This is a genomic window from Pontimicrobium sp. MEBiC01747, from assembly GCF_053601635.1.
Genome location: NZ_JBSHNS010000191.1, coordinates 1 through 2905 on the forward strand (window position 1 = coordinate 1; position 2905 = coordinate 2905).

A 2905-nucleotide genomic window follows, 5' to 3' on the forward strand; every position below is an offset into this window, starting at 1 on the left:
ACCTACAGTATCTAGTACATTAGCAGTAACTAAAACCGATACAGAACCTAAACCTAAAAATAATGCAGTTTTAATAACTGCAATTACATTATTGCCAGAATTAATTTCAATTATAAAAGACTAATAAAGCACAGAAAACCATGAAATATATTTTACGAATGCTATGATTCATGTTAGTTACATTTAATGTACATGCTCAAGACATTCCAACTATAAAAATTGGAGATGATAAATGAGACATTGGATATCATTAGTTATAAAAGAAGAAGTGAAATCCACTTTACTTAAACAAAAGTAGGGTTTACTCATTAGAAAGAGTGTTTCACTCAATTGCTTTTTATTTTTAGTATCTTTAATTATAGTTTTACTTTAAACTAAATTAATTAACTTATGAAAACAATATTCAAACTCTTACTTGTAACTTTTATCTCAGTACAGGCTTATGGACAAGATGCTCCTGCTATAGATCAAATTAATGTATCTGGAGTAATTTTAGATGAAGACGGGAACCCATTTCCTAATGTAAGCATTTTAGTAAAAGGGACAACAACAGGAACAGAAACTAATGTAAATGGTAATTATTCTATAGCAGTTAATACTGGAGAAGTTTTAACCTATTCCTTTAAAGGGTATTCTACTTCCGAAGCTTATGTGAATGAGCCAAAGAATATTAATATAACAATGGTTCCCAAAGAAAGCGAATCAAACGATGTTGTAGTAACAACTTTAGGCTTAGAACGTAAAAAGGATGAAATTACTTCTGCATATAGAGTAATAGATAATAAATTACTTACTCAAGCTAATAACTCTGATGTTTTAAGTAGTTTAGCAGGTAAAGTAAGTGGCTTAACTGTTTTAGAAAAAAATGGAAGTGTAAAATTAATATTAAGAGGTAATAGATCTCTTAAAAGTGATAACTCTGTATTAATTGTTCTAGATAACGTAATTACTCCAGCAGATTTTGTAAGAACAATAGATCCAAGATCTGTAAAAAGTGTAAACGTAATTAAAGGAGCCGCTGGCTCTGCTTTATATGGTAGCCAAGGAAGTAATGGAGTATTGGTAATAACAACAAGTAAAGATTATAATTCAAAATTGCCAGTAGTAAATAAAAAAGTCAGTAAACTTAAAGCAGTAAAATATAAAGGGAGATTAAAAGTTAAAAAGAATAATAATAAAGCAGATTATATAAAAGTATTATCTAAAGCTAAAACAAATGAAGACGCATATAATATACATGTGGCTGAATTAAAAGAAAAGCATAAAGATAATTTAGGGTATTATGTAGATGTCTACGATTTCTTTGCAAAAAAAGGAGCAGAGGAAGAAAGTAAGGCCATTTTAAATGAAATAATTAAATCAGAATACGATAATTACGAATTACTAAAAGCTTTAGGATACAAATTAGAAGCTGCAAAAAAATATAAGTTAGCTAGTTCAGTATATAAAAGAGTTTTATTATTAAAACCAGAAGATGCACAATCGTATAGAGATTTAGCATTAGCATACCAAGAAATTGGAAAAAATCAAAAAGCATTCGAATTATTAAACACTGTAGTTAGTGATGCCGTTTATAAAGCTAAAGACACTAAAAAATCTTTTGCAATGAATAATATTACTAAGAATGAAATTAATAGCTTAATTCAAAAAGATAACACTATAAATAAAAGTACTTTAGATAGTTATAATGAAATAAACACTAATTACGATGTAAGAGTCGTTATCGATTGGAATAGAGCAGATACAGATATAGAATTACATGTTATAGACCCTAATTTAGAAGATTGCTTTTATAGAAATCCTAAAACACAAATAGGAGGGGAAATTGCAGCAGATGAAAACGCAGGTTATGGGCCAGAAGAATTTACATTACGTAATGCTAGAAAAGGAGATTATTATATTAAAGTAAATTATAATAATGCAGTATTACAAAACGATGAGAACCCTACGTTTATGAAAATAACAACATTTAAAAACTATGGTACTGCTAAAACAACAAAAGAAGTACAAGTAGTAAGATTGGCTAAAAACAAAGGAGAGCAAATTGTAGGGAAAATTACTATTTAGAATCAATTAAAAAATTAATTATACAAAAAAGGAACACTTAAAAAGTGTTCCTTTTTATATGTAAAGACAAAATTTCGCTTTAATCTTTATGTATAAAATTAATTTTATGATTATTTTTTTTAAGAACCTCTTTAGCCACTTTATGCTGTTCTTCAAACGTTTCTAGGCTTGTACCTTTACAAATACCATAAGAATAATGATACTTTAAAAGTTCTATATCTAATTTCGATACATTCTTATTAGAAGAGTAACAATTAGAAAAGTAACTATCGCAATTAAAATCGTTAATACGCTTGAAGTAACCTATAGCACTAAAAAAGTATTCTTTTAATTTATAAAGTCTAAGTTTAGAGTTAAAATATTTATTAGGGTCTATTTTAATAGCTGCTCTATAAAGTTGATTTTTTCCATTCCAGTACAAGTAATCAGACGTTTTTATATCTACTAATTTAGACTCGTAATCATAATCTCCATTATAATAAATAACAAAATTTGAGTCTTCAACATGCTTAACTTGGTGGATATTTAATGAATCAATTTGAGAACTTATAGTATTAACAAAAGACATTAATTCTTTTCTTTCTTTTTTAGAAATACTTTTAGAGAAAAATAACTTAATATCATCTTTCCAGTACTTCATTTTTGTATCCTTACTATATTTACCATTACTATGGTTAAACGCTACTTTTTTATAATAGTTTAAAAATGTAGAATCTTTATATTCATAAGGAACTCGCACACCTTCTGGGCGCTTATAGTTTTCAACTAAAACTAAAGTATCTTTATCTTTAAATTTAAAATTGAGACTATCTTTCTGTGTTAAAGGCTTTTTGTACTT

At 27.2% G+C, this 2905-nt stretch carries 2 protein-coding genes; one reads left to right on the forward strand and one right to left on the reverse strand.

The annotated features are described in order from the left end of the window. Nucleotides 1-390 precede the first annotated feature (390 nt). Nucleotides 391-2067 (forward strand): carboxypeptidase-like regulatory domain-containing protein, encoded by a 1677-nt coding sequence (locus ACVC2P_RS06225; RefSeq protein ID WP_452597614.1) that lies wholly within the window; start codon nucleotides 391-393, stop codon nucleotides 2065-2067. Nucleotides 2068-2146: 79 nt separating this feature from the next. On the opposite strand, the gene ACVC2P_RS06230 is transcribed toward ACVC2P_RS06225, so the two are convergent. Further along, on the reverse strand, nucleotides 2147-2905 hold a 759-nt coding region (locus ACVC2P_RS06230; RefSeq protein ID WP_452597615.1), incomplete at its 5' end, for a hypothetical protein.